The 26,532-nt window shown below is 70.7% G+C and carries 26 protein-coding genes and 1 pseudogene; 17 read left to right on the top strand and 10 right to left on the bottom strand.

Going from position 1 to position 26,532, the window contains the following annotated elements:
• The first annotated feature begins 31 nt into the window (after nucleotides 1-31).
• From frr to ACWCRD_RS37215, 8 genes are all read left to right on the top strand, one after another.
• Nucleotides 32-589 (top strand): ribosome recycling factor, encoded by a 558-nt coding sequence (frr, locus tag ACWCRD_RS37250; RefSeq protein WP_030943211.1) that lies wholly within the window; start codon nucleotides 32-34, stop codon nucleotides 587-589.
• Nucleotides 589-1,725 carry a phosphatidate cytidylyltransferase gene (locus tag ACWCRD_RS37245; protein ID WP_450970132.1) on the top strand — a complete coding sequence of 379 codons (1,137 nt, stop codon included), beginning with the start codon at nucleotides 589-591 and terminating at the stop codon, nucleotides 1,723-1,725. Before frr ends, ACWCRD_RS37245 begins: the two co-directional genes overlap by 1 nt.
• Before the next feature lie 135 nt (nucleotides 1,726-1,860).
• Nucleotides 1,861-2,310: an SRPBCC family protein gene (locus ACWCRD_RS37240; protein WP_450970131.1), complete on the top strand. Its 450-nt coding sequence runs from the start codon at nucleotides 1,861-1,863 to the stop codon at nucleotides 2,308-2,310.
• A gap of 87 nt (nucleotides 2,311-2,397) precedes the next feature.
• Nucleotides 2,398-3,504: a 23S rRNA (adenine(2503)-C(2))-methyltransferase RlmN gene (gene rlmN / locus ACWCRD_RS37235; RefSeq protein ID WP_450970130.1), complete on the top strand. Its 1,107-nt coding sequence runs from the start codon at nucleotides 2,398-2,400 to the stop codon at nucleotides 3,502-3,504.
• A 218-nt stretch (nucleotides 3,505-3,722) separates the two neighbouring features.
• Nucleotides 3,723-4,799, top strand: a complete 1,077-nt coding sequence (locus ACWCRD_RS37230) for a thiamine ABC transporter substrate-binding protein (protein ID WP_450970129.1) — start codon at nucleotides 3,723-3,725, stop codon at nucleotides 4,797-4,799.
• Nucleotides 4,800-4,843: 44 nt separating this feature from the next.
• The gene (locus ACWCRD_RS37225) at nucleotides 4,844-6,445 is read left to right on the top strand and encodes an ABC transporter permease (RefSeq protein ID WP_450970213.1); all 1,602 of its coding nucleotides are present in this window, start codon (nucleotides 4,844-4,846) and stop codon (nucleotides 6,443-6,445) included.
• Nucleotides 6,446-7,465: an ABC transporter ATP-binding protein gene (locus ACWCRD_RS37220; RefSeq protein WP_450970128.1), complete on the top strand. Its 1,020-nt coding sequence runs from the start codon at nucleotides 6,446-6,448 to the stop codon at nucleotides 7,463-7,465.
• Between the two features lie 25 nt (nucleotides 7,466-7,490).
• A complete protein-coding gene (locus ACWCRD_RS37215; RefSeq protein WP_450970127.1) occupies nucleotides 7,491-8,279 on the top strand; it encodes a maleylpyruvate isomerase family mycothiol-dependent enzyme in 789 nt (262 codons plus the stop codon).
• 62 nt (nucleotides 8,280-8,341) lie between these two features.
• Here the strand turns inward: ACWCRD_RS37215 and ACWCRD_RS37210 are convergent, their stop codons facing one another.
• The 7 genes from ACWCRD_RS37210 to ACWCRD_RS37180 form a co-directional block, all read right to left on the bottom strand.
• Nucleotides 8,342-9,031 (bottom strand): LAETG motif-containing sortase-dependent surface protein, encoded by a 690-nt coding sequence (locus tag ACWCRD_RS37210; protein ID WP_450970126.1) that lies wholly within the window; start codon nucleotides 9,029-9,031, stop codon nucleotides 8,342-8,344.
• A gap of 162 nt (nucleotides 9,032-9,193) precedes the next feature.
• Nucleotides 9,194-10,315, bottom strand: a complete 1,122-nt coding sequence (locus ACWCRD_RS37205) for an LOG family protein (protein WP_450970125.1) — start codon at nucleotides 10,313-10,315, stop codon at nucleotides 9,194-9,196.
• 38 nt (nucleotides 10,316-10,353) lie between these two features.
• Nucleotides 10,354-10,761: a VOC family protein gene (locus tag ACWCRD_RS37200; protein WP_450970124.1), complete on the bottom strand. Its 408-nt coding sequence runs from the start codon at nucleotides 10,759-10,761 to the stop codon at nucleotides 10,354-10,356.
• 97 nt (nucleotides 10,762-10,858) lie between these two features.
• A complete protein-coding gene (locus ACWCRD_RS37195) occupies nucleotides 10,859-12,262 on the bottom strand; it encodes a hypothetical protein (protein WP_450970123.1) in 1,404 nt (467 codons plus the stop codon).
• Nucleotides 12,244-12,984, bottom strand: coding sequence for an ABC transporter ATP-binding protein (locus ACWCRD_RS37190; RefSeq protein WP_450970122.1), 741 nt, complete (start codon nucleotides 12,982-12,984; stop codon nucleotides 12,244-12,246). Before ACWCRD_RS37190 ends, ACWCRD_RS37195 begins: the two co-directional genes overlap by 19 nt.
• Before the next feature lie 198 nt (nucleotides 12,985-13,182).
• On the bottom strand, nucleotides 13,183-14,547 hold the full coding sequence (locus ACWCRD_RS37185) for an aspartate aminotransferase family protein (RefSeq protein ID WP_450970121.1): 1,365 nt from the start codon (nucleotides 14,545-14,547) through the stop codon (nucleotides 13,183-13,185).
• A 19-nt stretch (nucleotides 14,548-14,566) separates the two neighbouring features.
• Nucleotides 14,567-15,085 carry an Lrp/AsnC family transcriptional regulator gene (locus ACWCRD_RS37180; protein ID WP_266961142.1) on the bottom strand — a complete coding sequence of 173 codons (519 nt, stop codon included), beginning with the start codon at nucleotides 15,083-15,085 and terminating at the stop codon, nucleotides 14,567-14,569.
• A gap of 177 nt (nucleotides 15,086-15,262) precedes the next feature.
• Between ACWCRD_RS37180 and ACWCRD_RS37175 the strand changes: the two genes are divergently transcribed.
• Together ACWCRD_RS37175 and ACWCRD_RS37170 are read left to right on the top strand one after the other, a co-directional pair.
• The gene (locus ACWCRD_RS37175) at nucleotides 15,263-16,702 is read left to right on the top strand and encodes a gamma-aminobutyraldehyde dehydrogenase (protein ID WP_450970120.1); all 1,440 of its coding nucleotides are present in this window, start codon (nucleotides 15,263-15,265) and stop codon (nucleotides 16,700-16,702) included.
• A gap of 140 nt (nucleotides 16,703-16,842) precedes the next feature.
• Complete coding sequence (locus ACWCRD_RS37170; protein WP_450970119.1) at nucleotides 16,843-18,033, top strand: polyamine ABC transporter substrate-binding protein; 1,191 nt, start codon at nucleotides 16,843-16,845, stop codon at nucleotides 18,031-18,033.
• Nucleotides 18,034-18,064: 31 nt separating this feature from the next.
• On the opposite strand, the gene ACWCRD_RS37165 is transcribed toward ACWCRD_RS37170, so the two are convergent.
• Nucleotides 18,065-18,730, bottom strand: a complete 666-nt coding sequence (locus ACWCRD_RS37165) for a YceI family protein (protein WP_450970118.1) — start codon at nucleotides 18,728-18,730, stop codon at nucleotides 18,065-18,067.
• A gap of 219 nt (nucleotides 18,731-18,949) precedes the next feature.
• On the opposite strand from ACWCRD_RS37165, the gene ACWCRD_RS37160 reads away from it, so the two are divergent.
• The 6 genes from ACWCRD_RS37160 (at nucleotide 18,950) to ACWCRD_RS37135 (ending at nucleotide 23,500) form a co-directional block, all read left to right on the top strand.
• Entirely contained in the window at nucleotides 18,950-19,327 is a 378-nt protein-coding gene (locus tag ACWCRD_RS37160) for an LPXTG cell wall anchor domain-containing protein (protein ID WP_450970117.1), read from the top strand.
• Nucleotides 19,324-19,941, top strand: coding sequence for a class F sortase (locus ACWCRD_RS37155; protein WP_450970116.1), 618 nt, complete (start codon nucleotides 19,324-19,326; stop codon nucleotides 19,939-19,941). Before ACWCRD_RS37160 ends, ACWCRD_RS37155 begins: the two co-directional genes overlap by 4 nt.
• 99 nt (nucleotides 19,942-20,040) lie before the next feature.
• A complete protein-coding gene (locus tag ACWCRD_RS37150; protein WP_450970115.1) occupies nucleotides 20,041-20,532 on the top strand; it encodes an RNA polymerase sigma factor in 492 nt (163 codons plus the stop codon).
• Nucleotides 20,516-20,983 carry a hypothetical protein gene (locus ACWCRD_RS37145; protein WP_450970114.1) on the top strand — a complete coding sequence of 156 codons (468 nt, stop codon included), beginning with the start codon at nucleotides 20,516-20,518 and terminating at the stop codon, nucleotides 20,981-20,983. Before ACWCRD_RS37150 ends, ACWCRD_RS37145 begins: the two co-directional genes overlap by 17 nt.
• Before the next feature lie 47 nt (nucleotides 20,984-21,030).
• The gene (locus ACWCRD_RS37140; protein ID WP_450970113.1) at nucleotides 21,031-21,555 is read left to right on the top strand and encodes a hypothetical protein; all 525 of its coding nucleotides are present in this window, start codon (nucleotides 21,031-21,033) and stop codon (nucleotides 21,553-21,555) included.
• Between the two features lie 259 nt (nucleotides 21,556-21,814).
• Nucleotides 21,815-23,500, top strand: a complete 1,686-nt coding sequence (locus ACWCRD_RS37135) for an RNA polymerase sigma factor (RefSeq protein ID WP_450970112.1) — start codon at nucleotides 21,815-21,817, stop codon at nucleotides 23,498-23,500.
• Nucleotides 23,501-23,504: 4 nt separating this feature from the next.
• Here the strand turns inward: ACWCRD_RS37135 and ACWCRD_RS37130 are convergent, their stop codons facing one another.
• Together ACWCRD_RS37130 and ACWCRD_RS37125 are read right to left on the bottom strand one after the other, a co-directional pair.
• Complete coding sequence (locus ACWCRD_RS37130) at nucleotides 23,505-24,191, bottom strand: glycerophosphodiester phosphodiesterase (protein WP_450970111.1); 687 nt, start codon at nucleotides 24,189-24,191, stop codon at nucleotides 23,505-23,507.
• A 34-nt stretch (nucleotides 24,192-24,225) separates the two neighbouring features.
• Nucleotides 24,226-25,421: pseudogene (locus ACWCRD_RS37125) on the bottom strand (adenosine deaminase).
• 70 nt (nucleotides 25,422-25,491) lie between these two features.
• Here ACWCRD_RS37125 and ACWCRD_RS37120 point away from each other — a divergent pair.
• Nucleotides 25,492-26,211, top strand: a complete 720-nt coding sequence (locus ACWCRD_RS37120; protein WP_450970110.1) for a DUF4190 domain-containing protein — start codon at nucleotides 25,492-25,494, stop codon at nucleotides 26,209-26,211.
• Nucleotides 26,212-26,532: the final 321 nt, after the last annotated feature.

Raw genomic sequence — 26,532 nt, 5'->3', positions numbered from 1 at the left:
CGGGCCTACTCAAGACACGCAGGAGCAAGTGGTGATCGAAGAGACCCTCCTCGAGGCCGAGGAGAAGATGGAGAAGGCCGTCGTGGTCGCCAAGGAGGACTTCGCCGCGATCCGCACCGGTCGTGCGCACCCGGCGATGTTCAACAAGATCGTGGCCGACTACTACGGCGCGCCGACGCCGATCAACCAGCTGGCTTCGTTCTCCGTGCCGGAGCCGCGCATGGCGGTAGTGACCCCGTTCGACAAGACGGCGCTGCGCAACATCGAGCAGGCCATCCGCGACTCCGACCTGGGCGTCAACCCGAGCAACGACGGCAACATCATCCGGGTGGTGTTCCCGGAGCTCACCGAGGAGCGCCGTCGCGACTACATCAAGGTCGCCAAGGGCAAGGCCGAGGACGCACGCGTGTCCATCCGCTCCGTGCGCCGCAAGGCCAAGGACGCCATCGACAAGCTGATCAAGGACGGCGAGGTCGGCGAGGACGAGGGCCGCCGTGCGGAGAAGGAACTCGACGACTCCACCCACAAGTACGTGGCTCAGGTGGACGAGCTCCTGAAGCACAAGGAAGCGGAGCTGCTCGAGGTCTGATGAACGACTCTTCCTGGGGAACGCCGCCCCACACCGGGTCGCAGGCGGGGTACTGGGGGCCGTCCGACCAGGGACCTGTCCAGGGGGCTGCCCCGGCGGGTCCCGCGTACGATGCGCCCAAGGCGCAGCAGACTCGCCCCATGCCCATCGTGCCCGAGGTACCCGCGTACGGCGGTGACCAGGATGACGACCGGGGGGCCGCTCGGCTGAGCGGCCCCTTGTTCCGCGACGAACCCCCTCAGTCGCCGCCCTACCCGGCGGCGCAGCAGAATCCGGAGCCCATGCCCGACGCCCCGCAGCCGGCGCCCCGCCCGCAGAAGAAGAGCGCGGGCCGCGACCTGGGCGCGGCCATAGGGGTCGGTGTCGCGCTCGGTGTGGTGATCATCGCGTCGTTGTTCATCGTCAAGGCCGTGTTCGTCGGTGTGGTCGCGGTCGCCGTCGTGGTCGGCCTGTGGGAGCTGACCAGCCGCCTCCAGGAGCGCAAGGGCATCAAGGCGCCCCTGGTCCCGCTGGCACTCGGCGGCGGAGCGATGGTCGTCGCCGGCTATGTGCGGGGCGCCGAGGGCGCGTGGGTCGCCATGGCGCTCACGGCGCTCGCCGTCCTCGTATGGCGCATGACGGAGCCCCCGGAGGGCTACCTCAAGGACGTCACGGCGGGCGTCTTCGCGGCCTTCTACGTACCCTTCCTGGCGACGTTCGTGGCCCTGATGCTGACGGCCGAGGACGGCCCGTGGCGTGTGCTGACCTTCCTGCTGCTGACGGTGGTCAGCGACACGGGCGCGTACGCCGTCGGCTGGCGCTTCGGGAGCCACAAGCTCGCCCCGCGCATCAGCCCCGGCAAGACCCGCGAGGGCCTGCTCGGCGCGGTCACGTTCGCGATGGTGGCGGGCGCGCTGTGCATGCAGTTCCTGATCGACGACGGCGCCTGGTGGCAGGGCCTGATCCTCGGCCTCGCGGTCGCGGCCAGCGCCACTCTGGGCGACCTCGGCGAGTCGATGATCAAACGGGACCTGGGCATCAAGGACATGGGCACGCTGCTGCCGGGGCACGGCGGCATCATGGACCGGCTGGACTCGTTGCTGCCGACGGCGCCCGTGGTGTGGCTGTTGATGGTGCTGTTCGTGGGGTCCGGCTGACCGACCGTGACGCGTGGAGCCCCCGCCCTTTCGAGGGCGGGGGCTCCACGCTTTTCGGACGATGGCGCACCGGTCGGCCGAGTGGGACGATTCCGGTGTAAGCCCTCAAAGGGGATCTCCCGAAGAGGAGGCACCATGTCCGCCATCCATGAAGAGTTCGACGTGGACTGCCGTCCTGAGGACGCCTGGGCGTACATCATCGACCCCTCCCACATGCCGGAGTGGCAGCTGAGCGCGGTCGCCACCGAACAGCTCGACGACCGCCCCTTCGGCCTTGGGTCCCGGGTCCGGGTCACCCGGCACATCGGCCGCCGCGACATCCCGATGACCATGGAGTGCACCCAGTACGAACCACAGCGCTCCTGGACCGTGCGCGGGATCGACGGCCCTATCAGGGGCAACTTCCGCGGCGAGATCACGCCCCTCGACGACGGCCGCCGTACCCACGTCACCATGGACCTGGACTTCGAGGGACACGGCATCGGCAAGGTCCTGCTCCCGCTGGTCGTCCGCCCGCAGGTCCGCAAGGAGATGCCCCGCAACGAGCAACTGCTCAAGGACAAGCTGGAGCACACGACCCTGTAGCTGTTGCAGGCCTCCTGGAGGGCTCGCTTTCCCCCGCATGCATGGTGGAGCGGGCCACTCCGCGGGATCTGCGACACTGGTACAGCCATGCCTAAGCCCGGAGAACTCACTTTCGTCGCCCCCCGCGGAGCCAAGAAGCCGCCGCGGCATCTTGCCGATCTCTCGCCCGCCGAGCGCAAGGAAGCGGTGGCCGAGATCGGCGAGAAGCCGTTTCGTGCCAAGCAGCTGTCGCAGCACTACTTCGCGCGGTATGCGCACGACCCGGCGGAGTGGACCGACATCCCGGCCGGTTCGCGCGGCAAGCTGCAGGAGGCGCTGCTTCCCGAGCTGATGACGGTCGTACGGCATCTGTCGACCGACCAGGGGACGACGCGCAAGACCTTGTGGCGGCTGTTCGACGGGACGCTCGTCGAGTCGGTGCTGATGCGCTACCCGGACCGGGTGACCATGTGCATCAGCTCGCAGGCCGGGTGCGGGATGAACTGCCCGTTCTGTGCCACCGGGCAGGCCGGGCTCGACCGGAACCTGTCCACCGCGGAGATCGTGCACCAGATCGTCGACGGGATGCGGGCGCTGCGGGACGGCGAGGTGCCCGGCGGGCCGGCGCGGCTGTCCAACATCGTCTTCATGGGGATGGGCGAGCCGCTCGCCAACTACAAGCGTGTGGTCGGGGCCGTCCGGGCGCTCACCGATCCCGCTCCCGACGGGCTCGGGCTGTCACAGCGCGGCATCACCGTGTCGACCGTCGGGCTGGTGCCCGCCATCCACCGGTTCGCCGACGAGGGCTTCAAGTGCCGGCTCGCCATCTCGCTGCACGCGCCGGACGACGAACTGCGCGACACCCTCGTCCCCGTCAACACGCGGTGGAAGGTGCGCGAGGTCCTCGACGCCGGGTTCGAGTACGTCGAGAAGAGCGGGCGGCGGCTCAGCATCGAGTACGCCCTCATTCGTGACATCAATGATCAGGCGTGGCGCGGTGACCGGCTCGGGCGGCTGCTCCGCGGCAAGCCCGTGCACGTCAACCTCATCCCGCTGAACCCGACACCCGGCTCGAAGTGGACCGCCTCCCGGCCCGAGGACGAGAAGGCCTTCGTCGAAGCCATCGCCGCGCATGGTGTGCCGGTGACCGTCCGGGACACCCGTGGGCAGGAGATCGACGGGGCCTGCGGTCAGCTCGCGGCCACCGAGCGGTAACCTGAGCCCGTACGTACATCTTCATATTCCGACAGGGGAGCGCCACAGCGCTGAGAGTGCGGCAACCGGGCCGCAGACCCTCTGAACCTTGCCCAGGTCATTCTGGGTAGGAAGTTCGGTCTTCACTCGAGCTGTTGCGCCCTGCCCGGGAGCCGGTGGAATGCCCCGGCGCTCCCGGGCAGGGCCGCGTCTCTTCCTGGTCAGCCAGGAGGAATTCAGTGCACACCAAGACGTTCGTGGCCGCCGCGGTCGGCCTCGGCCTGATCACGCTGTCCGCGTGCGGGTCCTCGTCCGGCAGCGGGGGCTCCACGGACTCCAAGACCGTGACCCTCGTCAGCCACGACTCGTGGGCCGTCTCGAAGAACGTCCTCGCGGACTTCGAGAAGCAGTCCGGATACAAGGTCAGGGTCCTCAAGAGCGGCGACGCCGGGCAGGCCGTCAACAAGGCCATCCTCACCAAGGACAACCCGCAGGGCGACGTCTTCTTCGGCGTCGACAACACCCTGCTCTCGCGGGCGCTCGACAACGGGCTGTTCCAGTCGTACGCGGCGAAGGGCGCAGACCGGATCCAGGCGCAGTACCGGGTCGACCAGGCGGGGCACCGGGTCACACCGATCGACTCCGGTGACATCTGCGTCAACTACGACAAGGCGTACTTCAGCAAGCACAAGCTGGCACCGCCCCAGTCGTTCGACGACCTCGTCAAGCCCGCGTACAAGAACCTCCTCGTCACCGAGAACGCCTCCACCTCCTCGCCCGGCCTCGGGTTCGTGCTCGGCACCGCCGCCAAGTACGGCGACACCGGCTGGCAGGGCTACTGGAAGAAGCTCAAGGCGAACGGCGTGAAGGTCGTCGACGGCTGGGAGCAGGCCTACAACGAGGAGTTCTCCGGGTCGGCCGGTGGCAAGAAGGCCAAGGCGGACCGGCCGCTCGTCGTCTCCTACGCCTCCTCGCCGCCCGCCGAGGTCATCTACGGCAACCCGAAGCCGAAGACCGCGCCGATCGGAACGTCGTACGGCACCTGCTTCCGGCAGATCGAGTACGCCGGGCTGCTCAGCAACGCCCGGAACACCAAGGGCGGGAAGGCGTTCATCGACTTCCTGGTCGGCAAGGAGTTCCAGGAGGACATGCCGCTCAACATGTTCGTCTACCCGGTGATCGAGGGTGCCAAGGTGCCGCCGGAGTTCGTGAAGTACGGGCAGCCGGCCAAGGACCCCGAGACCATGACCCCGAGCAAGATCGCCGCCAACCGTGACCAGTGGGTCAAGTCGTGGACGTCACTCGTACTGAAGTAGCCGTCCGCAGAAGGTGGACGGGGAGCGCGGTGCGGCTCGGCCTGATGGCCGTGCCCGTCGCGTTCTTCGCCGCCTTCTTCGCCTGGCCGGTCGCCGCGATCGTGGCGCGCGGGCTCAAGGTCGACGGGTCGTGGCGGTTCGGGCGGATCGCGGACGTCGTCACACAGGCCGACATCCGGCACGTCCTGTGGTTCACCACCTGGCAGGCGCTCGCGTCCACCGCGCTCACGCTGCTGGTCGCGCTCCCCGGCGCGTATGTCTTCGCGCGCCTCGACTTTCCCGGCAAGCAGGTTCTGCGGGCCGTCGTCACCGTTCCGTTCGTGCTGCCGACGGTCGTCGTCGGTACGGCGTTCCTGGCGCTGGTCGGGCGCGGTGGACTGCTCGACGAGCTGTGGGGCGTCCGGCTGGACACCACCGTCTGGGCCATCCTGCTGGCGCATGTCTTCTTCAACTACGCCGTGGTCGTACGGACCGTCGGCGGCCTGTGGGGGCAACTCGACCCGCGGCAGGGGGAGGCGGCGCGGATGCTGGGCGCCTCTCCGTTCAGAGCCTGGCGGAAGGTGACCCTGCCGGCGCTCGCGCCCGCCGTCGCCGCCGCCGCGCTGATGGTCTTCCTGTTCACCTTCACCTCCTTCGGCGTGGTGCAGATCCTCGGCGGCCCGACCTTCTCCACCCTCGAAGTGGAGATCTACCGCCAGACCTCGGAGATCTTCGACCTGTCCACCGCCGCCGTGCTCACGATCATCCAGTTCGTCGCCGTCGGCGCGATCCTCGCCGTGCACGCCTGGACCGTACGGCGGCGGGAGAGCGCCCTGCGGCTGGTGGACGCGAACGTCACGGCGCGACGGCCGCGCGGGACCGGGCAGTGGGCGCTGCTGGCCGGGGTCCTCGCCACCATTCTCGTGCTGCTCGTGCTGCCGCTGGCCGTGCTGGTGCAGCGGTCCCTCGGCGCCTCCGGCTTCGGCTACTACCGGGCGCTGACTCACGACGACGGCGGCACCTTCCTCGTACCCCCGATCCAGGCTGTCGGCAACTCGCTCCAGTACGCCCTCGCCGCGACCGCCATCGCCGTGGCGGTCGGCGGCCTGGCCGCCGCGGCGCTCGCGCGCCGGGACGCGGGCCGGCTGGTCCGTGGCTTCGACGCGCTGCTGATGCTGCCCCTGGGCGTCTCCGCGGTGACGGTCGGCTTCGGGTTCCTGATCGCGCTGGACAAGCCGCCGCTGGATCTGCGCAGTTCATGGATCCTGGTGCCGCTCGCGCAGGCGCTGGTGGGCGCCCCCTTCGTCGTACGGACCATGCTGCCGGTCCTGCGGGCCGTGGACGCGCGGCTCAGGGAGGCGGCGGCCGTGCTCGGGGCATCGCCCTGGCGGGTGTGGCGGGAGGTCGACCTGCCGATGGTGCGGCGGGCGCTGCTGGTCGCGGCCGGGTTCGCCTTCGCGGTGTCCCTGGGGGAGTTCGGGGCGACCGTGTTCATCGCGCGGCCGGACAACCCGACGCTGCCGGTCGCCGTGGCCCGGCTGCTCGGCCGGCCGGGTGATCTCAACTACGGGCAGGCGATGGCCCTTTCGACGATTCTGATGGTGGTGTGCGCGGTGGCGCTGCTGATCCTGGAGCGGCTGCGCACCGACCGGAGCGGGGAGTTCTAGATGCTGCTGAGCCTTGAGGACGCGACCGTGCGGTTCGGCGGGCGGGCCGTGCTCGACGCCGTCGGCCTCGATGCCGCCGAACACGAGATCGTGTGCGTGCTCGGGCCCAGCGGCAGCGGCAAGTCGACTCTCTTGAGGGCGGTTGCCGGGCTCCAGCCGCTGTCCTCGGGGCGGGTGCTGCTCGACGGACGGGACCAGTCGGGGGTGCCCGCGCACAAGCGGGAGGTGGGCCTGATGTTCCAGGACCATCAGCTCTTCCCGCAGCGGGACGTGGGCGGCAACGTCGCCTTCGGGCTGCGCATGCACGGCGCCACGCGCCCCCAACAGGACGAGTGCGTACGGGAGTTGCTGGACCTCGTCGGGCTGCCGGGCGCCGCGCGCCGGGCCGTCGCCTCGCTCTCCGGCGGTGAGCAGCAGCGCGTCGCGCTGGCCCGCGCACTCGCGCCTCGCCCGCGGCTGCTGATGCTGGACGAGCCGCTCGGCCAGCTCGACCGCTCGCTGCGGGAGCGCCTCGTCGTCGAACTCCGGGAACTCTTCGGGCAGTTGGGGACCACGGTGCTCGCCGTGACCCACGACCAGGGCGAGGCCTTCGCGCTCGCCGACCGGGTCGTGGTGATGCGGGACGGACGCATCGCCCAGTCCGGTACGCCACTGGAGGTCTGGCAGCGGCCCGCGGACGAGTTCGTGGCCCGGTTCCTCGGCTTCGACAACGTGGTCGAGGGCATGGTGAGCGGGGAGGCCGCGGACACCCCCTGGGGCAAGCTGCCGGTGGCCCAGGACGCCCCGCAGGGAACGCGCACGCTGCTCGTGCGGCCCGCCGGTGTACGGCTCGTCCCCGCCGACGAGGGCCTGCGCTGCACGGTTGCCGCACGCACCTTCAAGGGCACCCATGTCGCCGTACAGGTGCAGCCGGAGGAGGCGCCACGGCTGGAGGCGGCGGTGGCACTTCGTGAGGCACCGGAGGTCGGGGACGCGGTCGGGGTGGAGTTCGACGCGGCAGAAATCGTGGTGCTCGGCTGACCGCATCCCGCATAGGGTGCGCGGGATGACACTTCTTACGCATGATCGCTACTGCGATGAAATCGCCCACCAGGTGGAACAGTTGAGGGCGGTGGTGACGAGCGGCGCCGATCTGAACGCGACCGTCCCGACCTGCCCGGACTGGACCCTGGAGATGCTCGTCCTGCACATGGGCGGAGCCCTGCGCTGGTCCGGGACGCTGGTGCGCACCCGGGCGCAGGAGAACATCCCCGACGAAGACGTACCGCGCGGCGACGGCCCCGAGACCGCGGGTGACGCCGCCGCCCTCGACGCCTGGCTGGCGGAGGCCGGCGAGCTGGTGGTGGGCGCACTGCGCGAGGCCGGGCCCGACGCGAAGGTGTGGGGCTGGGCGGGACCCCAGACCGCCGGCTTCTGGGCCCGCCGCATGGCCCACGAGATCACCGTGCACCGCGCCGACGCCACGCTGGCCGCGGGGCTGCCGTACGAGGTGGCCCCCGACATTGCTGCGGACGCGATCGACGAGTGGCTGCAGATCGTGGGATGGGTGCGGGAGCGGGAGGGGAAGGAAGCGCCGGTCGGCGCCGGAGAAAGTATTCACCTCCACGCCACCGACACCGCACCGGAGTCGAATGCCGAGTGGCTGATCGAGGGCACCGAGGCGGGCTTCGGCTGGCGCCGCGGCCATGAGAAGGCGGACGTCGCCCTGCGCGGACCGCTCACCTCCCTGCTCCTCGCCTTCTACCGTCGAATTCCTCTGGACAGCCCGCAGCTGGAGGTCCTCGGCGAGCGGAAGCTGCTGGAGTTCTGGCTGGAGCGGGCGAGCTTCGGGTGAACGACCGTGGCCCGTCCCCCGGGGATACGGGGACGGGCCACGGTGTTGTTCTGCGGGAGGCGTCAGCGGCCGCTGTTCGCCCCACGACGGCGCATGCCGAAGAAGACGGCGCCGCCGCCGACCACGACCAGCGCGCCCGCGATACCGGCGATCAGGCCGGTGTTGGAGTTCGCACCGGTCTCGGCGAGGTTCGAGTCACCGGCCGCCGGGGAGGGGGCGTTGGACGAGGTGCTTGCCGGAGGCGTGCTCTCCGAGGCGGACGGGGTCGGGGACTCCGAGGCCGGGGTGGAGGCGGACGGGGTCGGCGTCGGCGATGCCGGCGGCGTGGTCGCGCCCTTCGAGCAGCCCTCGGACGGAGTCGTCAGGTTCGGCGTGATGTCCTTGTCGACGATCAGGTGGTCCTTGTCGCGCCCGGCCTGCACGCGGATGCGGTACTCGGCGTTCGGCGACCAGTTCTCGTCGAAGGTGATGGTGACACCCTCGCGGGAACCGGTGACGTCCTTCGAGCCGACCGTCTTCACGTCGGCACCGTTGTTCTCCAGGAACACGGTGACCGTGGCGGGGGTGCCGGAGCCGTCCTTGTCGGTGACGACGATGCTGCCCTTGCCGCCTTCGCACTTGGCTTCGGCGGAGAACTCAGTGATGCTGCAGGCGAGCGCGGAGCCCGCGGCGCTCAGTGCGAGCGCGGAGGACGCGGCGGCGACGCCCAGGATCTGCACGGAACGACGTGCGGTACGGCGAGATATGGACACGTTTGCCCTTCACGGGAGGTGCAACTGCGGGGGGGTGACGAGGGACGTGAAGCGACAGTGGAGGTGAAGCCTCACACTCCCCAGGAGACTCAAAGGTTTATAAGCGTTCGATAAGTAGTGTCAATGTACAGGCCTGCCTGGGTCGTTGGCTTTGCACTTTCATTAACCGCCGAGACGTTTCAGCGCCGCCGGAGCCTCCTCGATACGGTCAACGAGGGCGATACGGGACTCCATCGAGCGTTCCCGGGCGAGTGACTGCAAGAGGGGCCAGGCCGGCAGGTGCTCCGTCCAGTGCCTGCGGTCGACGAGCACCATGGGCGTCGGTTCGCCGCGCGACTCGTAGTAGTTGGGCGTCGCGTTGTCGAAGATCTCCTGTACGGTCCCGGCGGCGCCCGGCAGGAAGACCACACCCGCGTTCGAGCGGGCCAGCAGTCCGTCCTCGCGGGTGGCGTTGGCGAAGTACTTGGCGATGTGCGAGGCGAAGGGGTTCGGCGGCTCATGGCCGTAGAACCAGGTGGGGATGCCGATGGAGTGGTTGCCCTTCGGCCAGCGGGTCCGTATCTCGAAGGCGGCGCGGGCCCACTCGGTGATCGAGGGCATGAACGACGGTGACTTCGCGAGGAGTTGGCAGGCCTCCTCCAGCATGCCGTCCTCGTACGGCGCCGCGTACGCACCCAGGTTCGCCGCCTCCATCGCTCCCGGACCACCGCCGGTCGCCACGGTGAACCCGGCGCGGCTCAGCTCCCGGCCGAGACGCGCCGCCCCGGCGTACGCGTCCGTCCCGCGCGCCATCGCATGGCCGCCCATCACGCCCACCACCCGTGCCCCGCGCAGCAGTTCGTCGAGGGCGTCGGAGATGGAGTCGTCGTGCACGGCACGCAGCATCGAGGCGAATATGTCGCCGTCGGCCTTGGTGCGCTGGAACCAGGCGTAGGCGAGGGCGTCCGGCGTCTGCTCGTACCCCTTCTCCAGCGAGGCGAACAGCTCGTCCGGCCGGTACAGGTGCCCGCGGTACGGGTCGAAGGGCAGATGCGGGACCGGCGGGAAGACCAGCGCCCCGTCGGCGCGGACCTTCGTCGCCGCCTCCTCCCGCATCGGACAGCCGAGGAAGACCGCCTCGGCGGTGTCGGTGGTGAGCAACTCCCTTGTACGGTCCGTCAGATCGACGGCCTGTACGCGGTGGCCGGCGAGGGTGCCGCGGGCCGACACCGTCGCGTCGAAGTCCTCGAGCGTCTCGATCTCACGCTCGTCGTGGTGGGCCGCATGGGCCGGGCTCGTCTGCACGGGCCCATGCTAGGCACGCCGTTCGCCCAAGCTTTCGGTCAGCCCTGGACCGCCGCCGGATCCATCCACACGACCTCCCAGCTGTGGCCGTCGAGGTCGTCGAAGGAACGGCCGTACATGTAGCCGTGGTCCTGGACGTCGTCGTTGGCGGTGCCGCCGGCCGCGACCGCCTTGTTCACCAGCTCGTCGACCTTCTCGCGGCTCTCGGCGCTCAGACAGATCAGCACCTCGCTGGTCTTCGTCGAGTCCGCGATCTCCTTCTTCGTGAAGTCCGCGTACCGCTGCTTGCTGAGCAGCATCGTGATGATGGTGTCGCTGATCACGACACAGGCGCAGTCGTCGCCGCTGAACTGCGGGTTGATCGTGTAGCCGAGCTCCGTGAAGAACTTCTTCGACGCCTCGACGTCGCCGGTGGCCAGGTTCACGAAGATCATCTGCTGGTACATGTGAGGTCTCTCCCATCGGATGCGTGGTGTTCGCAGTGTTAGACGGGGGGCCCGCCCGGAACTCATCGGTTCCCGGGAATTTTTTTCGTACGAGTTCTCAGCGCGCCAGTGGCAGGGCCGCCAGCTCCGCCACGATCAGGGTCAGCGGGACGAACAGGGCCAGCAGTGCGCCCACCCGAAGGGCGGCGGCGCTGCGCAGCATCGTGGCGGGGGCGCCGAGGCGCAGCAGGGCTGCCGTGGTGTCGGCCCGGGCGTGCTTGGCCTCCACGGCCGCGGTGAGCAGCGTGGCGACGGTGCAGCCGGAGACGAGAAGCGTGCCGAGGGTGGTGAGCGGCCCGAAGACGGGGGTGCTCGTGTCGTACAGGGCGGCCATGGCGTAGGTGCCGGAGGCGACCGCGCAGACGATGCCGAGGGGGCGGCCGATGCGGGTGGCCTCCTCCATGAGGACGCGTCCGGACAGCAGCCGGAGGGCGCCGGGGCGTCCCGCCTGGAGGAGGCGGCCGCACAGATGGGCGAGGCCCGGGCCGGCGACGGCGAGTCCGAGGGCGGTGAGCACCCAGCCGAGGAGGACCGCAGGGGCGCCGGTGGCAAGGCCGCCGGGGAGGCGGGGTGCGGGGGTGGTCGACGCGCGGGTGGCGTAGGCCTGCACGGCCAGGCCCGCGGTGAGGACCGAGACGCCCCAGGGGAGGCCCGCGGGGGCGCTGCCGGGCGCGGGAGGCAGGGGCGGCAAGTGGCCGGGGTCCGGCTGGACACCGGTCGCGTCGTCGCCCGGGGGTGGTGCCGTGGGGGCGGGGTCGCTCGCCCGCGGCGGCGGAGTGCCGCCCGTCTTCGGATCCGGAGCCGCGCCGGCGGTGCGACTGCCGGTGGGCCGGGTGCGGGAGCGGGCGCCGAAGCGGCCGTACGTCCCGAAGGTCTCCCGTGCCACCGTCCGGCCGTATGCCCCGAAGCGGCCGTAGTGCCGTGCCACCGCCCGTGCCGCGGCCGGCCGCGCGTCCCGGGGGAGGAGGACGAGCGCCACCGTCGCCGACGCGGTTGCCGGGATCAGCGCCAGCAGGGTGAGGGCCGCGGGGACGGGCAGTGGCTGGTCGGCGGCCAGGAACACCGAGGCCGCGCCGTCGAAGGGGGCGCCCGTGAGGTCGCCGCGGAGGTCGAGGAAGACGAGGAGGGCCAGCAGCGAGCCCAGCGTGCAGGACAGGGCCGTCGTCGTGGCCGACACCGCCATCAGACGGAACGGGCCCAGGCCGATGGCCGAGAGGCCGCTGCGGGGTTTCGTGCCCGGGTCGGTGCGGGCCACCGCCACCGCGAAGTGCACGGTGGCGGCCAGCGGGGTCAGGCACCAGGCGAGACGGAGGGCCGAGCCGCCGGGGTTGTCCGGATGGCTCATCGCGTAACCGAGGGCGCACAGCAGGAGGAAGCCCGTGCCGGCCGAGGCCACCGCCACCAGGAGGCGACGCAGCTGTACGGCCGGGTGGGCGCCGCGGGTCAGACGGAGAGCGAGCACGGGGCCCGGCCTTCCGTCTCGGCCACCGGCGGCAGGTGGACCGTGTTCACGCAGCGGCCGTCCAGCAGCGACAGCGTGCGGTCGGCGATGGCCGCGGTCTCCTGGTCGTGGGTGGCCACGACGACCGTGATGCCGTGCGAACGGGCCGCCGTGGTGAGCGTGCGCAGCACATGGGCGCGGTCGGCGCGGTGCAGGGGGGCCGTCGGCTCGTCGGCGAAGAGGACGGTGGGGCCCTGGGCGAGGGCCCGGGCGATCGACACGCGCTGCCGCTCGGCCTGCTTCATCTCGTGCGGGCGCCGACGGGACAGGTCGCCGACGTCAAGGCGTTCGAGCCACTCCAGGGCGGCCGTACGAGCGCGCTCGCGGCTGGTGCCGCGGAGCATCAGCGGGAGGGCGGCGTTCTCCCAGGCGTTCAGTTCGGGTACGAGCACGGGGGCCGGGTCGATCCAGCCGAAGCGGTCGCGGCGCAGCCGCTCCCGGGCAGGCTGGGCCATGGTGTGGACCGGCACGCTGTTGAACCAGACCTCGCCCCGCTGGGCCGTCAGCAGGCCGGACAGACAGCGCAGCAGGGTCGTCTTCCCGCTGCCCCGGGGGCCGCTGACGGCGAGGATCTCGCCCTCCCGGACGCCGAACGAGACGCCGCTGAGCGCGGGCGAGCCGTCACTGTGCTGGAAATGCAGTGAGCGTGCCCAGAGCACGTCATTGTCCGGCGGGGCCTCCATGGGCGTACACCTCGGTTCGGATCTGTGGTTCCCGTGATCTTTGTTCCCCCGTGCGGGGGAACGAGGACAGGGCCGATCGGTTACCAGGCACGCTAAGGAGCGGGGGCGCCGGCGCCGGACAGCACGCGGCCCGGGGTGCACCCTTCTCACTCGAACGGGTGCACCCCGGGCCGTATAAACGGCTGAACCGCCGGGAGGTCAGAGCTTCGTCCAGGCCTCCGCCAGCGTGGCGCGCAGGATCTGCTCGATCTCGTCGAAGGTCTCCTGGTTGGAGATCAGCGGCGGGGCGAGCTGGATCACCGGGTCGCCGCGGTCGTCGGCACGGCAGTACAGGCCGTTGTCGAACAGGGCCTTGGAGAGGAAGCCGTACAGGACGCGCTCGGTCTCCTCGTCGTTGAAGGACTCCTTGGTGTGCTTGTCCTTCACCAGCTCGATGCCGTAGAAGAAGCCGTTGCCGCGGACGTCGCCGACGATCGGCAGGTCGTGCAGCTTCTGCAGGGTGGAGAGGAAGGCGCCCTCGTTGTCGAGCACGTGCTGGTTGAGGCCCTCGCGCTCGAACAGGTCGAGGTTGGCGAGGCCGACCGCGGCGGAGACCGGGTGGCCGCCGAAGGTGTAGCCGTGCAGGAAGACGTTGTCCTCCTTGTAGAACGGCTCGGCCAGGCGGTCCGAGACGATGCACGCGCCGATGGGGGAGTAGCCCGAGGTCATGCCCTTGGCGCAGGTGATCATGTCCGGGACGTAGCCGAACTTGTCGCAGGCGAAGGTGGTGCCCAGGCGGCCGAAGGCGCAGATGACCTCGTCGGAGACCAGCAGCACGTCGTACTGGTCGCAGATCTCCCGCACCCGCTGGAAGTAGCCGGGCGGCGGCGGGAAGCAGCCGCCGGCGTTCTGCACCGGCTCCAGGAAGACCGCGGCGACCGTGTCCGGGCCCTCGAAGAGGATCTGCTGCTCGATCTGGTCGGCGGCCCAGCGGCCGAAGGCCTCCGGGTCGTCGCCGAAGAGCGGCGCGCGGTAGATGTTGGTGTTCGGGACCTTGTGCGCGCCCGGGACCAGCGGCTCGAAGGGAGCCTTCAGGCCCGGCAGGCCGGTGATCGACAGGGCGCCCTGCGGGGTGCCGTGGTAGGCGACCGCGCGGGAGATGACCTTGTACTTGGTGGGCTTGCCGACCAGCTTGAAGTACTGCTTGGCGAGCTTCCAGGCGGTCTCGACCGCCTCGCCGCCGCCGGTGGTGAAGAAGACCTTGTTCAGGTCGCCCGGGGCCTCGTCGGCGAGGCGCTCGGCCAGCTCCACGGCCTTCGGGTGGGCGTAGGACCACACCGGGAAGAACGCCAGCTCCTGCGCCTGCTTGAAGGCGGTCTCGGCGAGTTCCGTGCGGCCGTGACCGGCCTGGACCACGAACAGGCCCGCGAGACCGTCGAGGTAGCGCTTGCCCTTGTCGTCGTAGATGTAGGTGCCCTCGCCGCGCACGATCGTCGGCACGGGGGAGTTCTCGTACGAGGACATGCGGGTGAAGTGCATCCACAGGTGGTCGTACGCGGTCTTGCTGAGGTCCTTGGAGCTCACGGTTATCGGGTCCTCACGGTTATCGGGTTCCCCACATGTAGGTCTGCTTCTTCAGCTTCAGATAGACGAAGCTTTCGGTGGAGCGCACGCCGGGCAGGGCCCGGATGCGTTTGTTGATGACGTCCAGCAGGTGGTCGTCGTCCTCGCAGACGATCTCGGCGAGGATGTCGAACGAGCCCGCGGTCATCACCACGTACTCGACTTCCGACATGTCAGTCAGCGCTTCGGCGATCTTCTCCACGTCGCCCTCGACGTTGACGCCGACCATCGCCTGCCGGCGGAAGCCCACGGTGAGCGGGTCCGTGACGGCGACGATCTGCATCACGCCCTGGTCGAGCAGCTTCTGGACGCGCTGGCGCACGGCCGCCTCGGACAGGCCCACGGCCTTGCCGATCGCGGCGTACGGCCGGCGGCCGTCCTCCTGGAGCTGCTCGATGATGGCGAGGGAGACGGCATCCAGATGTGGAGTGCCGTTCCTGGACTCGCGGGACGAGTCCCTTTGCTCTGCGCTTCGACTGGCCACGACCTCACTGTGCACGACGTCTCGACGGTTCCGCAAGGGCGGACCGATGAAATTCGTTGTTTACGTGACTGAGACCTGCGGATTTCGCAGCCTTGGCGCGATCAGGGGTGTTGAAAACGTGGGCGATCTGATTACTGTGGGGTGTCTCATTCAATGGACACATTGGATCCACTCGAACTTGGAGGGCCGGCAGTGAGCACCGAGCTGCGTCGTCTGCGCAACTACATCAACGGTGAGTTCCGGGACGCCGTCGACGGACGGACCACCGAGGTGGTCAACCCCGCGACGGGCGAGGCGTACGCGACCGCGCCGCTGTCCGGCCAGGCGGATGTGGACGCCGCGATGGCGGCCGCCGCCGCGGCCTTCCCTGCCTGGCGCGACACCACCCCCGCCGAGCGCCAGAAGGCCCTGCTGAAGATCGCGGACGCGTTCGAGGAGCGGGCCGAGGAGCTCATCGCGGCCGAGGTGGAGAACACCGGCAAGCCGATCGGGCTGACGCGGTCCGAGGAGATCCCGCCGATGGTCGACCAGATCCGCTTCTTCGCGGGTGCGGCCCGGATGCTGGAGGGCCGCTCGGCCGGTGAGTACATGGACGGGATGACGTCCATCATCCGCCGTGAGCCGGTCGGCGTCTGTGCGCAGGTCGCGCCGTGGAACTACCCGATGATGATGGCCGTCTGGAAGTTCGCCCCGGCGATCGCGGCGGGCAACACGGTCGTGCTGAAGCCGTCGGACACCACCCCGGCGTCCACCGTCCTGATGGCCGACATCATCGGGTCGATCCTGCCCAAGGGCGTCTTCAACGTCATCACCGGCGACCGGGACACGGGCCGGCTGATGGTCGAGCACCCGACGCCGGCGATGGCCTCCATCACCGGCTCGGTGCGGGCGGGCATGTCGGTCGCCGAGTCGGCGTCCAAGGACCTCAAGCGGGTCCACCTGGAGCTGGGCGGCAAGGCGCCGGTCGTCGTCTTCGAGGACACCGACATCGCCAAGGCCGTGGAGGACATCTCCGTCGCGGGCTTCTTCAACGCCGGCCAGGACTGTACGGCGGCGACCCGCGTCCTCGTGCAGGAGGGCATCCACGACGAGTTCGTGGCCGCACTCGCCAAGGCGGCCGCCGAGACGAAGACCGGGCAGCCGGACGACGAGGACGTGCTGTTCGGCCCGCTCAACAACCCCAACCAGCTCAAGCAGGTGGCCGGCTTCATCGAGCGGCTGCCCGCGCACGCCAAGGTCGAGGCCGGCGGCCACCAGGTCGGCGAGAAGGGCTACTTCTACGCGCCGACCGTGGTCTCCGGGCTGAAGCAGGACGACGAGATCATCCAGAAGGAGGTCTTCGGTCCCGTCATCACCGTCCAGTCCTTCTCGGACGAGGACCAGGCCGTGGAGTGGGCCAACGGCGTCGAGTACGCGCTCGCCTCGTCGGTGTGGACCAAGGACCACGGCCGTGCCATGCGGATGTCGAAGAAGCTGGACTTCGGCTGCGTGTGGATCAACACCCACATCCCGCTGGTCGCGGAGATGCCGCACGGCGGGTTCAAGAAGTCCGGCTACGGCAAGGACCTGTCGGGGTACGGCTTCGAGGACTACACCCGGATCAAGCACGTGATGACGTCGCTGGACGCCTAGTCCCCACGACGTGACACGCGGCCCCGGGCGGATCAACCACCGTCCGGGGCCGCACCGTTCGACAGGGTGTCCGGCCGGTGCGGGCGTACTCGACGACGCGTCGATTGTCGGCGTACAGGCAGGGACGGCATGCTGCGCCCATGCCCCTCACGCCGAAGGCCTCCGCCCCCTCCCGTCGGTCCCTGCTGCGCGCGCTGGGCGGTGGTGCGGTGCTCGGCGGTCTGGCCGGCTGCGGGGTGCCCGCCGCGTATGTACGGCCGGGCGAGCGCGCCGCCGCCGATCTGTCCGCCCGTGACAGGCGGCTGACCTGGGCGAACTGGCCGCTGTACATCGACACCGACGACCACGACCCCAACCGGCGGCCCACGCTGGAGGCCTTCGAGAAGCGCACGGGGATCTCCGTCGAGTACACCGAGGAGATCAACGACAACGACGAGTTCTTCGGCAAGATCAGCCCCGCCCTGATGAACCATCAGTCCACGGGCCGCGATCTGATCGTCATGAGCGACTGGATGTGCGCGCGGTTCGTGCGGCTGGGATGGGTCCAGGAGATGGACCGGGCAGGGCAGCCGAACGTGGCCGAGTACCTCGACCCGCAGCTGCGTTCGCCCGCCTTCGACCGCGGCCGCAGATACTCGGTGCCGTGGCAGTCGGGCATCACCGGCATCGCGTACGACCGCCGCAGGCTCGGCCGCGAGATCCGCCATGTCTCGGACCTGTGGGCGAGCGACCTCAAGGGGCGGGTGACCCTGCTGTCCGGCCTGGACGAGGCGTTCGCGCTGCTGATGCAGGGCAACGGCGTCGACATCACCAGGTGGACGGCGGCCGACTTCCACCAGGTCTGCGACCAGGTCGAGAAGTACGTCGCGCAGGGCCACATCCGCCGCTTCACCGGCAACGACTACACCAAGGACCTGGTCAGCGGCGACGTCCTGGCCTGCCAGGCGTACTCCGGCGACGTCATCCAGCTCCAGGCCGACAACCCGCACATCCGCTTCGTCGTCCCCGAGGAGGGCGCGGAGCTGTGGGCCGACTCCCTGATGATCCCGGACCGCGCGGCGCACAAGAGGAACGCCGAGCGGCTCGTCGACCACTACTACGCACCCGAGGTCGCCGCCGAACTCGCCGCCTGGGTGAACTACGTCTGCCCCGTCCCCGCCGCCCAGGACGTCCTCGCGGCCGCCAAGGACAAGGACACCGCGGCCCTCGCCGAGAACCCGCTGATCTTCCCGGACGCCGAGATGCGCAAACGGCTCGTGATCGCCCGGGACATCACGTCGACGGAGCGGGTGGAGTTCGCGAAGAGGTGGAACAAGATCGTGGGGTTGTGAGGCGCGGGGGCGGGCAGCGGCACCGCCCCGCTCAGGCGGGCAGCGTCCGGATGGCGGCGATGTCGAACTGGAGGCGCACCTTCTCGCTCACCATGGCGCCGCCCTCCGCCAGCTTCTGACTGTACGTCAGGCCCCATTCGGAGCGGTTGATGGTGGTCGTGCCGTCGAAGCCCACCCGCTCGTCCCCGAACGCGTCGACGACGTGCCCGATGTAGGTGAGCTCCAGGTCGACGGGGCGGGTGGTGTTCTTGATGGTGAGCTCGCCGTTCATGAGGTAGACGTCGGGCTCCGCGAGCTGCACCGTCGTACTGACGAAGCGCATCCGCGGATGGTTCGCCGCGTCCAGGAAGTCACGGCCGATCAGGTGTGCGTCGCGCTGTTCCACGCCGGTGTCGACGGAGGCCGTGGACAGGACGATCTCGGCGCGTGAGCGGGAGGGGTCGCGGCCGTCGAAGTAGAGCCGGCTCTGGTACTCGGTGAATGCCCCGCGCACGGTGGTCACCATGGCATGGCGGACGGAGAAACCGATACGGCTGTGCGCCGGGTCGATCACCCACTCTCCGGTCAGGGCCGCGAGAGTGGGGTCCGGACGGTTCGCTGTGGGGGCGAACGCCGGGCGTTCGAGGGTGCGTTGCGGGGCGGTGGCGGTGGGGGGAGCCGGGCGGCGCAGAGACGCAGCACGGGTGAAAAGGTTCATGATTCACGTACCTACGTCATGACAAGGACGGCCGCAAGCCACCTTCAAGACCCGCGCACACGGTCGTCACCAATTCCCCGATCGACGGGCCGGATCCCGCGGTCCGAGCGGCTTTGCCATCTCTTTACAACCTGCCTCTGTGCTGTCTCGTCTCTCCGCTCGATCAGTCACACAGTCCGCCGGTCGACCACCGGGCGGACCGACGAAAGAGAGCGATTCATGCGCCGAACCGGCCTCAGTGCCATGGCACTTGCGTGCACCGCCGTGCTGGCGGGCGCGGTGCCCGCGTTCGCCGACGGGGCGAAGACGAGCCCGAGCCCCGTCCCCAGCGCCTCCCAGGCGCCCACCTCCGCCCCCAGTGCGCGTCCCAGCGCCAGTACCGCCCCGAGTGCCGTGCCTAGCGCGGCCCCGACCCGGACGCCGTCCTCGGGCCAGGTCTCCGTCGTGCCGAGCGGCGCGCCGAACACCGGTGTGCCGCCGAAGACTTCGGACTCCTCGAACACGGGTGCGCTGGTCGGCGGTGGCGCCGCCGCGGCCGTCGTCCTCGGCGGCGGCGCCGTCTTCCTCGTACGCCGCCGGCAGGCGAACGGGGCATGAGTCCGCGCTCCGGGCGTGCCCTCGCCGCCATGGCGCTGGCCGCACTGCTCGTCGCCTGCGGCGGCCCCGGCGCCACCACCACCGGGAGCCCCACGAGCACGCCGTCCGCAGCCGCCCCGCCCCCGGCCAAGACCGCCAAGTCGGTGTCCGCGGTGGGGCGATCCATCCCGGTCGGGCTCCGGATACCGGCCATCGGCGTCGACACCCCTGTGATGAGGCTGGGCCTGGCGGCGGACGGCAGCGTGCAGGTGCCGCCGATCGCGGCGCACGACCGGGCGGGCTGGTACGAGCACTCCCCGACTCCGGGCCAGACCGGACCGTCGGTGATCCTCGGTCATGTCACGGTCGGCGCCTACGGGGACGGAGTCTTCCGGCGCCTGGGGGAGCTGCACCGGGGCGAGAAGATCGTGACGCGCCTGGAGAACGGCACGGCTGCGGTGTTCGCCGTGACCGCCGTCCGCACGGTGTCCAAGTCCCGCTTCCCGTCGGACGAGGTCTACGGGGACGTGAACCGGCCGGAGCTGCGGCTCATCACCTGCGGCGGCAAGCGGACCGGTGACGGCTATCTCGACAACGTGATCGTCTTCGCGACGCTGAGCTCCGCAGGCCCCTGACCCGGCCACCCGGAACCCGGGCCGGCGGAACGTACGCCGTCGGCCCGGGGTCTTCCTCCACAAGCGCCCCTACGACTGCCCCCACGACCCTGGAGAACGTTGAAACGGTCCCGTGAGAAGGCCGCGTCCGAGCTGTTCGCCGCCCTCTATCCGCGTCTCGCCGGCTGGTGCCGCCGGCTGGTCGACGACGACGAGACGGCCCACGAGATCGCCTCGGAGGCGTTCACCCGGCTCTGGGCCCGCTGGACGTCGGTGGCGGAGCCGCGCGGCTTCCTCTATGTCACCGCGGCCAACCTCGTCCGGGACCACTGGCGCAAGCTGGAGCGCGAACGCAGAGCCGTGCGCCGGGCCACCACGGAGGCCGCGGTGGCCCCGCACCTCGAACAGGCGGACCCCTCGGTACGGCTGCTCGTGCAGTCCCTCCCGGAACGACTGCGCGTCCCGATCCTGTTGCACTACTACGCTGACATGCCGATCCGGGAGGTGTCCGTGCTGACCGGACGCAAGGAAGGAACCGTCAAGGCCGACCTCCACACGGCCCGCGAACTGCTCCGCGCCCACCTGAGGAGAAGCCTTGATCACACACTCTGACGAGGGCCCGGACTTCGACCCCGAGGACCCCCTCACCGTCCTCCTGCGGCCCCCCGCCGAGTACCTCGGCGCACCCCCCGGCCGCTACGAGGAGATCCGCCGCGGCGCATCCCGCCGCCGCCTTCTGCGCGCGGCCGCCGGAGCGGCCCTGACCTGCGGTGTCGCCGCTCTCGTAGCGCTGCCCCTGCATCTGACCGCCTCCGGCGGCCCCGCGTCCCCGGTGGTCCCTCTCGCCCCGCCGCCCGCGAGCAGCCCCTCGACGCCGCCGCCGTCGACGAAGGCACCCGCCCCGGTCACGCCCTCTCCCAGCGCCAGCCCCTCCACGGTCCCCAGCCCCTCCATGCTCCCCAGCCGCCCGCCGGCCCCCCGCACCGCCCAGCCGTCCGCAAGCTCCGTGCCGACGGTCGCGCAGTCGGCCCGTATCGGAGGTGCCGTCCCCTCCAGCAGATGACCGGCAGCAGTTTTGAACACGTTCAACGATGGGCGTACGCTGCTGCCATGAGCGACAGAGCCGCCCTGCTGAAGGGCATCCGCGCCTGGCTGGTCTTCTTCGTCGTCTGCCTGGTGCTCAGCGGCGCCACGGCCTTCCCCCTGGTCCACGAACTGCGCTGGACCGAGGACCTGCTGAGGTCGCTGTCCGTTCCGGATCACGTCCCCGCCCTCATGGACTGGATCGAGCGCGTCCGGCACGGACTCGACACCGCCGACGCCGACTACCCCTTCCTGCTCTACGGCACGGACTGGCTCGCCTTCGCCCATCTCGTCATCGCCCTCGCCTTCTACGGCCCCTACCGCGACCCGGTCCGCAACATCTGGGTCGTCGAGTTCGCGATGATCGCCTGCGCCGGGATCGTCCCGCTCGCCCTGATCTGCGGACCGCTCCGGGGAATCCCGTTCTGGTGGTCGGTGATCGACATGTCGTTCGGGGTCTTCGGGGTGATCCCGCTGTACGTCGTACGGAAGAAGATCAAGCGGCTGGAGGCCCTCACCGGCCCGAACACCGCCCCGGCGCTCGCTGTTTGAGTGCCGCGGGTCCGGCGGTCGCGGCGTGCAGGGCTGTGGAGGCGGGCCGGACGGGCCGCGGGCGGAGACGGGGGCCGACGGCTGGCCGGGCTCGGTGAAAAAGTGTTATCCCGGCCGCCTCCACCGCGTCTCCTCTCGCGTCCCCCATTCCCCTCACACCCGGGAGCCCCCACATGCCCCGCCCGCGCCCGGCATCCACTGTGATCCCCGACATAGCCACCACCCCCGGTACGGCTGAGAAGGTGCGGTCCAGCGGCATATGACCCGGGAGAGGACGTACGTGGACGAGAAGGCCGGGCATCAGTGGCGCTCCACCATCGCGGCCGCACAGGCCGGTGACCGGCAGGCGCTGGACGATCTCGTCGCGGGCTGGCTGCCGCTGGTCTACAACGTCGTCGGGCGTGCTCTGAACGGTCATGCCGACGTCGACGACGTCGTCCAGGACACCATGCTGCGCGCCGTCGACAACCTCGGCTCGCTCCGCGACCCGGACAGCTTCCGGTCCTGGCTGATGGCGATCGCCATGCGGCAGATACGGGACCGGGCGCGCCGCAGGTCCCCTCGGCAACTGGACGAGGGCGCCGCCCGGGAGGCCACCGACTTCGCCGAACTAACCGTACTGCGGCTGCAGTTGGAGGGGCAGCGGCGCGAGGTCGCGGAGGCGGTGCGCTGGCTGGACGACGAGGACCGGCAACTGCTGTCGCTGTGGTGGCTGGAGGTCGCGGGCGAGCTGACCCGGCGGGAACTGGCCGCGGCCGTCGGCATCAGCAGGCAGCACGCCGCCGTACGCGTCCAGCGGATGAAGGAGCGCCTGGAGACCTCCCGCGGGATCGTGCGCGCCCTGGACGGGGCGTGTCCGCAGCTGCGGGAGCTGACCGGCCGCTGGGACGGGCGGCCCGACTCGGTCTGGCGCAAGCGACTGGCCCGGCACATCAGGGGCTGCGCCTACTGCGGCGACGCCCGCGAGTCGGTCGTACCGGCGGAGCGGCTCCTGGCCGGCATCGCGCTGGTGCCGGTCCCGGTCGGCTTCACGCTCTCCCTGGCCCTCGGCGGCAAGACGACCGTGGCCACCGGCTCGGTCGGCTGGTCCGCCAAGGTGCTCGGCGTCCTGACCAAGCCCGCCGTCGCCGTCACGGCGAGCGCGACCATCGTCGCGGGCGGCGCCTACGTCGTCACACAGACCCCGGACACCCCGCACTCACGCGCGGTGAGCAGCCCCACGACGTCGAGCACCCACCGCCCGCCGCCCTCGTCCGCCCCGCCCACGCCCTTCCCGTCCCCCTCGGTGACGAAGAAGCCGAAGAAGGAGAAGACCGAGCTCTACGGCAGCGTCGTCGACGCCGTGGACAAGGCGCCCGCCCCGGACAGACCGCCCGCCGCCCTCCCGCACCGGCCCGCGTCCGGCATCACCAGCACCGGCGGAGCGCACGCCACCATGACCCACCGCGGCGACAGCGTGACGCTCACCGGCCAGGGCTATGTCCTGGTCCGCTGGCAGCTCGAACCGCAGTACCGGCCCGGCGGCCTGGTCCCGCCGACCTGGACCGGACTGAAGGGCAGGCTCTTCCATGTGGCCTCGGGCGGCGGCCGCCGTATGGACGACCGCGTCAGCACCACCGACCCCACGGCCACCGGCATGGGCAGCAAGGCCACCGGCTTCGACGTCCTGCCGCCGGGCACCCAGCAGATGTGGCAGAACGAGTTCTTCTACGTCGACGGCCGCGTCACCCTCACCGTGAACGAGCGCGGCGCCGACTACAACCTGAACGTCTTCCCGACCACCTGGGACGCCGTCGAGAAGGACATCACCACCGGCCCCGCCCAGGGCGCGATCCGCTACGGCCTGGTCCGCGACACCGGCAAGGACGACACCCCGGTCCCGCAGTACGTCACCCGCGCGACCCCGTCCGATCCGGCGACGGTGCCCCAGCGCTCACGGGTGTAGCCGCTCAGCCGCCGCCCCGCAGGCCGCACAGGACGTCGACGCGGTTGGTCGTGATCGAGTCGACGCCGAGGTCGATGAGGCGGCGCATGGAGCGGCGGGTGTCCGGGGTCCAGACGGACAGCAGATACCCGTCGTGGTGGACCCGGGCGGCCAGGTCGCGGTCCACCAGCGAGAACCGGTAGTTGAGCCAGCGCGGCTTCACCGCCGCCAGCAGCGCGGGGCGCGGCGGCGCCAGGCTGGTGCAGGTCAGGGCGATCTCGGCGGATGTGTCGGCGGCGCGGACGGCGAGCATCGCGGTGGCGTCGGCGGTGTAGTAGACGCGGTCGGCCGCCCCCGCCTCCCGTACGGCGTCCACGATGCGGCGCGCCGCCCGCACGTCCCGCAGTCCCGGCAGGTCCAGCATCAGCCGGGTGCCGTCGGTGGCGGCCAGCGCCTGAGCGAGCGTCGGCACCCCGCCGTCCGTGAGACCGCGCACCTCGGCTGCGGACAGCGAGCGGAGCGGCCGCTCGTGCTCCCACAGCCGTTTCAGCGTCTCGTCGTGCAGCAGCACGGGCACGCCGTCCTTGGTGAGCCGTACGTCGATCTCGACCGCGTCCGCGCCCTGTCGGAGCGCGGAACGCAGCGAGTCGATCGTGTTCTCGCGGACGCGGTAGGGGTCGCCGCGATGGGCCACGGCGGTCACGTTCTGCATGGCCCCATTGTGGAGGTCGTCCCGCCAGCGGGTGTCAGGGGGCGAGCCAGGCCGAGGTGTAGGAGTCGATCTCGTCCCGGATCGCGGCCTTGCCGGTCTCGTCGAGGAAGGAGGCGTCGACGGCGTTCTTGGCGAGCGCGGCGATGCCCTCCGCGTCGAGGTTCAACAGCCGGGCGGCGACGGCGTACTCGTTGTTGAGGTCGGTGCCGAACATCGGCGGATCGTCGGAGTTGACGGTGACGACGATCCCGGCCTTCACGAACTCCTTGATCGGGTGCTCGTCGAGGCTGCGGACGGCGCGCGTGGCGATGTTGGAGGTCGGGCAGACCTCCAGCGGGATCTGGTGCTCGGCGAGGTGCGCGAGGAGCTTCGGGTCCTGGAAGGAGTTCGTGCCGTGCCCGATGCGCTCGGCCCGCAGATGGGTGAGCGCGTCCCACACCGTCTCCGGTCCCGTGGTCTCGCCCGCGTGCGGCACGGAACGCAGCCCCGCCGCGATCGCCCGGTCGAAATACGGCTTGAACTGCGGCCGCTCCACGCCGATCTCGGGCCCGCCGAGCCCGAACGACACCAGGCCCTCCGGCCGCAGCCGGTCGTCGGTGGCGAGCCGCGTCGTCTCCCCGGCGGCCTCGAGACCTGCCTCGCCGGGGATGTCGAAGCACCAGCGCAGCACCGTCCCGAACTCGGCCTCCGCCGCCTTGCGTGCGTCCTCGATGGCGTCCATGAAGGCGCGCTCGTCGATGTTGCGGCGGGTCGAGGACCACGGGGTGACGGTCAGCTCGGCGTAGCGCACATGTTGCCGGGCCAGGTCCCGGGCCACCTCGTACGTCAGCAGCCGTACGTCCTCCGGGGTGCGGATGAGGTCCACGACGGACAGGTACACCTCGATGAAGTGGGCGAAGTCCGTGAAGGTGAAGTAGTCGACCAGGGCCTCGGGGTCGGTGGGCACCTTGGAGTCGGGGTGCCGGGCGGCCAGCTCCGAGACGATCCGGGGGGAGGCGGAGCCGACGTGGTGCACATGCAGTTCGGCCTTGGGCAGTCCGGCGATGAAGGCGTGCAGGTCGCGCGGCGCGGCGGCGAAAGCGCCCAGGTGCTGGGTCAAGGGTTCCTCCCCGGAACGGCGCCCCGGGGCGGCTGGCCCGAGCGGGACGCGGGTGATCGGCTGATCGGTGGGTCGGGATCATCGTAGGCCGGGTCCGGGACGGGGGTGCCGCCGGAGGAGTAGCCGGTGATGGGGCGGGCGCCAAAGCCGCCACGACGAGGCTTTACGATGGCGTGACGGTCGACCGAGGGGGACAGGGACGTGGCGGACCAGATACAGCCGCGCGGGGGCGCAGGAGCAGACCACGACCCGTGGGCGCCACCCGAGCGCAAGACCTCGCTGGAGAAGGGCGGGCAGCCGGCCGCGGCCGGGCAGCAGCCTCTCCCGCAGGACCAGCCGCCGCAGCAGGTGCACGACCAGGCCACGGTGACGTCCCTGCCGGGCGACGGCTTCGCCCCGCCCGGGTTCGGCGCCCCCGGCTATGCGCCCCCGGCCCCCGACGGCTGGTCCGAGTCCGCCGTACCGCCCCCGCCGATAGCGCCGACCGGCCCCGGCGTCGGCCCGCAGGGCCCGGCGGCACCCGGCGGATACGGCTACCCCGCCTACCCGCAGGGCTACGGCTGGCCCGGTATGCAGCCGTACCCGCAGAACGGCATGGGTACCGCGGCGATGGTGCTGGGCATCCTGTCCTGCTGCCTGTTCTGCATCTACGGCATCGTCTCCGTCGTCCTCGGTGTCCTGGCGGTCGTCTTCGGCGTCAAGGGGAAGCGGCGGGCGGACCGCGGCGAGGCCAACAACCGCGGTCAGGCCCAGGCGGGCTTCATCACGGGCATCGTCGGGATCGTCGTCGGCATCGCCACGATGGTCCTGATGATCATCGCGATCGTCGCCGCCGTGCACGGCGAGAGGAACAGAGTGGACGAGGGCCCCTCCTACAACTCCGCCCCCAGCCTTTCGGCCCCCCTGGTGACGGGCGCCTGACACCACCCGACCCGGCCCGCCTCGTCTCGTCCCGCTCCGAGTCTCGTCCGGCCCTGGCCGGGGCTCGTCCCGCCTGTCTGGCCTGGTTCGGGTCGTGTCGCCCGGTCGCTCGCCTGCCTCGCTCGGCTTGGCTTGCTCGTCTCGTCCGGCCCGACCTGGCTTGTCCCACCGGCCTCATCCGACGGCCGGCCTGGTCCATCTCGTCCCGCCTGCCTGGTCCGACTGCGCCGCTGCCTCGCCTGGTTGGCTCGTCTCGCGCGGCCGCGCACCTGCCTCGCCTGGCCTGGCCCGGCGTGCCCTGTCGCCCGCCTCGCCCGGCTT

The sequence above is a fragment of the Streptomyces sp. NPDC002092 genome (genome assembly GCF_053593775.1).
This window is presented reverse-complemented; position numbering and strand designations above follow the sequence as displayed.

What these genes read in the sequence shown, in the direction of transcription:
- ACWCRD_RS37155 (WP_450970116.1), top strand. Translation starts at nt 19,324, where the DNA reads ATGAGTCCGCGCTCCGGGCGTGCCCTCGCCGCCATGGCGCTGGCCGCA.
- ACWCRD_RS37240 (WP_450970131.1), top strand. Translation starts at nt 1,861, where the DNA reads ATGTCCGCCATCCATGAAGAGTTCGACGTGGACTGCCGTCCTGAGGAC.
- ACWCRD_RS37160 (WP_450970117.1), top strand. Translation starts at nt 18,950, where the DNA reads ATGCGCCGAACCGGCCTCAGTGCCATGGCACTTGCGTGCACCGCCGTG.
- ACWCRD_RS37245 (WP_450970132.1), top strand. Translation starts at nt 589, where the DNA reads ATGAACGACTCTTCCTGGGGAACGCCGCCCCACACCGGGTCGCAGGCG.
- rlmN (WP_450970130.1), top strand. Translation starts at nt 2,398, where the DNA reads ATGCCTAAGCCCGGAGAACTCACTTTCGTCGCCCCCCGCGGAGCCAAG.
- ACWCRD_RS37190 (WP_450970122.1), bottom strand. Translation starts at nt 12,984, where the DNA reads ATGGAGGCCCCGCCGGACAATGACGTGCTCTGGGCACGCTCACTGCAT.
- ACWCRD_RS37200 (WP_450970124.1), bottom strand. Translation starts at nt 10,761, where the DNA reads ATGTACCAGCAGATGATCTTCGTGAACCTGGCCACCGGCGACGTCGAG.
- ACWCRD_RS37135 (WP_450970112.1), top strand. Translation starts at nt 21,815, where the DNA reads ATGACCCGGGAGAGGACGTACGTGGACGAGAAGGCCGGGCATCAGTGG.
- ACWCRD_RS37215 (WP_450970127.1), top strand. Translation starts at nt 7,491, where the DNA reads ATGACACTTCTTACGCATGATCGCTACTGCGATGAAATCGCCCACCAG.
- ACWCRD_RS37220 (WP_450970128.1), top strand. Translation starts at nt 6,446, where the DNA reads ATGCTGCTGAGCCTTGAGGACGCGACCGTGCGGTTCGGCGGGCGGGCC.
- ACWCRD_RS37225 (WP_450970213.1), top strand. Translation starts at nt 4,844, where the DNA reads ATGGCCGTGCCCGTCGCGTTCTTCGCCGCCTTCTTCGCCTGGCCGGTC.
- ACWCRD_RS37130 (WP_450970111.1), bottom strand. Translation starts at nt 24,191, where the DNA reads ATGCAGAACGTGACCGCCGTGGCCCATCGCGGCGACCCCTACCGCGTC.
- ACWCRD_RS37170 (WP_450970119.1), top strand. Translation starts at nt 16,843, where the DNA reads ATGCCCCTCACGCCGAAGGCCTCCGCCCCCTCCCGTCGGTCCCTGCTG.
- ACWCRD_RS37165 (WP_450970118.1), bottom strand. Translation starts at nt 18,730, where the DNA reads ATGAACCTTTTCACCCGTGCTGCGTCTCTGCGCCGCCCGGCTCCCCCC.
- ACWCRD_RS37140 (WP_450970113.1), top strand. Translation starts at nt 21,031, where the DNA reads ATGAGCGACAGAGCCGCCCTGCTGAAGGGCATCCGCGCCTGGCTGGTC.